Source organism: Nevskia soli (genome assembly GCF_903970205.1).
Taxonomy (GTDB): Bacteria; Acidobacteriota; Terriglobia; order Bryobacterales; family Bryobacteraceae; genus Bog-113.
On the sequence record NZ_CAJCHS010000415.1, the window covers coordinates 1 to 4,824 of the forward strand.

The 4,824-nt window shown below is 56.7% G+C and carries 6 protein-coding genes; 5 read left to right on the top strand and 1 reads right to left on the bottom strand.

Annotated features, from left to right (window positions below; translation table 11 throughout):
• The 5 genes from H1Y01_RS17790 to H1Y01_RS17810 all read left to right on the top strand — a co-directional run.
• Positions 1-300 (top strand): carboxypeptidase-like regulatory domain-containing protein (locus H1Y01_RS17790; RefSeq protein ID WP_180541918.1); only part of this gene is annotated, 300 nt, incomplete at its 5' end.
• Between the two features lie 178 nt (positions 301-478).
• Positions 479-634, top strand: a complete 156-nt coding sequence (locus H1Y01_RS20160; RefSeq protein WP_367399802.1) for a DUF1003 domain-containing protein — start codon at positions 479-481, stop codon at positions 632-634.
• 213 nt (positions 635-847) lie between these two features.
• Entirely contained in the window at positions 848-2,776 is a 1,929-nt protein-coding gene (gene acs / locus H1Y01_RS17800) for an acetate--CoA ligase (RefSeq protein WP_180541922.1), read from the top strand.
• A gap of 101 nt (positions 2,777-2,877) precedes the next feature.
• Positions 2,878-3,717 carry a sugar phosphate isomerase/epimerase family protein gene (locus tag H1Y01_RS17805; RefSeq protein WP_180541924.1) on the top strand — a complete coding sequence of 280 codons (840 nt, stop codon included), beginning with the start codon at positions 2,878-2,880 and terminating at the stop codon, positions 3,715-3,717.
• Between the two features lie 86 nt (positions 3,718-3,803).
• Positions 3,804-4,343 (top strand): hypothetical protein, encoded by a 540-nt coding sequence (locus tag H1Y01_RS17810; RefSeq protein ID WP_180541926.1) that lies wholly within the window; start codon positions 3,804-3,806, stop codon positions 4,341-4,343.
• On the opposite strand, the gene nusB is transcribed toward H1Y01_RS17810, so the two are convergent.
• On the bottom strand, positions 4,333-4,767 hold the full coding sequence (gene nusB / locus H1Y01_RS17815) for a transcription antitermination factor NusB (protein WP_180541431.1): 435 nt from the start codon (positions 4,765-4,767) through the stop codon (positions 4,333-4,335). The two genes, H1Y01_RS17810 and nusB, sit on opposite strands and share 11 nt — an antisense overlap.
• Positions 4,768-4,824 lie beyond the last annotated feature (57 nt).

Below are 4,824 nucleotides of genomic sequence, written 5' to 3' on the forward strand. Positions count from 1 at the left end.
ACCGGAGTCGTCCAGGATGCCGCCGGCTGGAAGGTTCTCAACGCGCAAGTCACGGTCAAGTTTGCAGGCCGGAAGAAGGTAATTGCCACCGCGATCACCGACCACAAAGGAAGCTTTACGCTGTCCAACGTAGAAGCCGGCGCATACGATGTCTGCTTCGCTTCGACTGGATACGTAGGCATCTGCGAGACTGCCGTCGTCCTCAAGCCGGGTCTGAACAACCTCGGTTCGATTCGGCTCCGGAGAGACATCCAAGGTGGCATCAGCATAGAGTCGCCCGCGCCGGAACCTAATAAGTAGGCCCGATCACAGACCTGAACACAATGTTCTCGCCATACTTAGGGCATGGACAAGCGATACAGTCATCCACCTGGAAGAACGAGCGCTGAAAGAACGCAAGATGTCCGACCGCATGTCGGATTCGATCGCTAATTTCGTTGGCAGCATTCCCTTTGTCATCATTCGCGTTATTCTTTGTATGTTGGTGTCACTCGAAGGCGTTCTACTTTCGACCTTCGTTCTAATCAGACAAAACCGGATGAGCCAGCGAGCTGACCACCGCAGCCACCTCGATCTCCAGATCAACCTACTCGCCGAAAAAGAGATCACAAAAGTGTGTAACCTCAGCGGATGATTTGTAACCGGCTCGGGATAGAGGAGGCGGTGAGCGACCCCGAAGTTGTCGAATTAGCGAAATTACCGCAGTTGACAACCTCGCGGAAACGCTGGACGAACGCATGCCCGCCGACGTTTAGAGCGCGACACGGAACCGCGAACTCACACGCCGCGTCACTGGAGTTCGTGCGGCGATTCTTCGAATTGACTCCACACTGGTACGATCATCTCGATGCCGAACGAGATCTATCCGCCTTCCGCTGAGTTCGCCGCCCGTGCCCACATCGGGAGCATGGACCAATACCGCAGCTTGTATCAGCGGTCGCTGAATCAACCCGCCGAGTTCTGGGGCGAAATGGCCGAGCGCGAACTCGCCTGGTTTGAGAAATGGACTACCGTGTTCGACTGGCAGCCGCCGCAGGTCCGCTGGTTCATGGGCGGCAAGCTGAACGCCTCATACAACTGCATCGACCGGCACCTCGAAACATGGCGCCGCAACAAGGTTGCGCTGATCTGGGAAGGCGAACCGGGCGACTCGCGCATGATCAGTTATCAGGAACTGCATCGCCTTGTGTGCCGTTTCGCCAACGTACTCAAATCTCGCGGGTTAAAAGCCGGCGACCGAGCCATCATCTACATGCCGATGGTGCCTGAACTTCCAGTGGCATTACTCGCGTGCGCGCGCCTCGGAATCATTCATAGCGTAGTTTTCGGCGGTTTCTCAGCCGAGGCTCTCAAGACACGCATTCAGGACCTGGAAGCACAGGTCGTCATCACTGCCGACGGAGGTTACCGCCGCGGCCGCGAGATCAAACTCAAACCTGCGGTGGATGAAGCTCTTACGGAGTGCGAGTCCGTCCAAAATGTGATTGTGCTCAAACGGACCGGCTCCGAAACCTCGATGCGGGAAGGCCGCGATCACTGGTGGGACCATCTCGGGCGCGAGGAGGGGGAAGTCTGTCCCGCCGAGCCCATGGACTCCGAAGCGCCCCTCTTCGTACTCTATACCTCGGGAACCACGGGTAAGCCCAAAGGCATCGTACACTCAACCGGCGGCTATCTGCTCGAGACTACCCTAACCATGAAGTGGGTGTTCGACCTGCGCGATGAGGATATCTATTGGTGTACAGCGGACGTAGGGTGGGTAACTGGCCATAGTTACCTGGTGTATGGTCCTTTATCCGCGGGCGCCACCTGCCTGATGTACGAAGGCGCGCCGGATTTTCCGCAACCCGATCGATTTTGGCGGCTTATCGATAAGTACCGCGTCAATATCTTCTATACTTCTCCTACCGCGATTCGCTCGTTCTTAAAGCAAGGTGACCAGTGGCCGGCCGGGCATGATCTTTCCAGTCTGCGTCTGCTCGGGTCGGTAGGCGAGCCGATCAATCCCGCCGCCTGGGACTGGTATTACCGTGTGATCGGGGGCGAGCGCTGCCCGATCGTAGACACCTGGTGGCAAACCGAGACCGGAGCGATCATGATTGCGCCGATGCCTGGGGCCACGTCTTTGAAGCCCGGCTCGGGCACGCTGCCTCTGCCCGGGGTCGAAGCGGACTTGGTCGACTTACAGGGTAAGCCGCTCGGCGCTAATCAGGAAGGCTATCTGGTACTTCGTCACCCTTGGCCGAGTATGTTCCGCACGCTGTGGAATGATCCCCAGCGCTACGAAGACAATTACTTTAAGAAAGTGCCCGGCGCGTACATGACAGGGGACGCAGCGCGGCGCGATGAAGACGGTTACTACTGGATTCTGGGCCGCGTGGATGACGTGATGAACGTCAGCGGCCACCGCCTGAGCACGATGGAAGTCGAATCCGCGCTGGTGCGCCATCCGGCGGTTGCTGAAGCCGCCGTAGTCGGAAAACCGCACGAAATTACCGGACAATCGGTAGCTTGCTTCGTGACCTTGAAGAAAGGCGATTACGATGAGCAGCAACTCGGCGGTGAGCTGAAACAGTGGGTTGCGAAGGAAATCGGCGCCTTCGCCCGGCCCGAGCAGATCCGGTTTACCGAAGCTTTGCCGAAAACCCGCAGCGGCAAGATCATGCGAAGGCTGCTGCGCGAGATTGTAACTTCGAATTCGGTATCCGGCGATGTAACTACGCTCGAAGATCTAAGTGTGCTCGCGCGTCTTTCTTCGCACCAGGACGAAGATTGAACGCAAACGATAACTCTTCCATACCTTACTTCAACAAACGAAGTCCCGAGCGCCTGGCTGCTTCTCGATTTACGTCCGCGATCTGAGGTACAACGGAGCTTATGAAGAAGTCGATTGGCGACAGTTTGATCCCGCAATCCTTGAGCCTCGAATTAGGACTGGAACTGATCCGAAATGCGGGTTTCGACGGCGTCGAATTGTGGCTTGGCGCAAAGCCATGGTTCCAAATGACGACGACTGATGCGGAACTGCGGGTCCTGGCCGCCAGAGTTCGCGATGCGGGATTAAGCGTCTCTAACGTCTCGAATACTCTCGATTGGAATGAGAATGTCTCGGCTCGCGATCCACGCCTGCGCGAAGCTGCCGTCCGGCATATCGAGCGGCAACTGGAGGCCGCGCGGATCTTCCAGACAGACGCTATCCTGATCGTCGCGGGAGTGGTTACGTCTGAAAATCCTTACAACGAAGTGTATGCGCGGACCGTAGATGCGATGCAGCAACTGGCGCCGAAAGCGGCGGCCGCAAAGGTTAGGATAGGCGTCGAGAATTGTTGCTCGGAACAACGGTTTCTACTCAGTGCGCGGGAGTTCGCATTGTTTCTTGACGATGTTAATAGCCCATGGGTCGGCATACATCTGGACGTCGGCAACATCCACGACACAGGCTTCGCCGAACAGTGGATCGAGATACATGGTCCGCGGATTACCCGGATTCACTTGAAGGATGTGCTCAGGCATCGCGGCCGATGCGGGCAGGAAAGCGTGTACACGAACATCTTCCTCGGCGATAACGATTGGAAAGCTATCAGAGGGGCTCTAAAGAAAGTCAATTACGATAGCTGGCTCATAGCGGAGATGGAAAGAACTTATAAGTTCGCGCCCGATCAGCAGTTTTACGACACGTCGGCCGCGATGAGCCGTCTGATCGAGAATCGTCTATGACGCGCCGCTCGCTTCTTCAAGGTGCGGGCTTTGTATTCGCTGCTTCACAGTTTTCTCTGCTCTCGCGAACTGGGTCAGCTCCGCGATTGCACATTGCCCATGAGGACCATTTGCTGGCGACGGAGTCGGCGCTCGGGTACAGTCAAGTACTCGCGACGACGACGGGTAAGTCCCTGAAGGGATGCTCTATCGTAGCTGGACTGCGCAATCTAAGGGATCGAGAAGGCTATTTCCTGGCTGATGCCGTCGGCGAGGGCAGATGGTTACTGATCGAGAGCGGCCTTAGCTTCGCGACTCCTTCCGAGTCTGCTTATCACCGCCGCTTTATGCGAGAGTTGTTCGGATTGCAAATTGGGCTTCATGTAGCGTCACAGGATCTGAAAGACTTGTACGTCACTTATGAATGGCCGGTTTGTTGCATGGTTCGTCATTTTGGCGGAGCGACACCTATCGAAGCCGACGGTAATGACGTAATTGCCAGAGCCGGAGGCATGCCGATCGCGGTTCGAAAAAAGATCGGGCGGGGCGGAATTGTTTACATCGGGACACCGCTTGGACCCCTACTGCCCTCCGGAGATCGCGAGGCGATTGAGTTAGCCCGGGCGTTGACCGAGGCTAGTTACTAGCTGCGGGCCGGACCTGGTCGCGATGCACGGCATCCAGCACTCCGTTCACAAAGTGCACAGACTCCTCGCCTGAGAACCTGCGTGCAAGCTCAAGCGCTTCATCAATCAATACCGCGGGGGGAGTGTCCGTATTCAGTAACTCATATACTGCCAGCCGGAGTACATTGCGGTCGACCGCCGGCATGCGCTCAATACGCCAGTGCTCGGCATGCTTCTGAATCAGAGTATCTATTTGCGGAGCGTTGTGGACCGTGCCGCGCACCAGAAACTCCATGAACGGGTCAGCCGGCACGCGGGCCTGATCATCTTCACGCCCAAGAGACACATAGAAGCCTTCGATCGATTCGTTTATCGGATGCTTGCGCTGATCCCATTGGAACAGAATCTGCAGAGCGCGTTCCCGGGCTTTGTGGCGGGACGCCATGTTATCGCGACCCGTTTCCTAGTTGACGCAGTAAGTCAGCCATTTCAATCGCAGTCA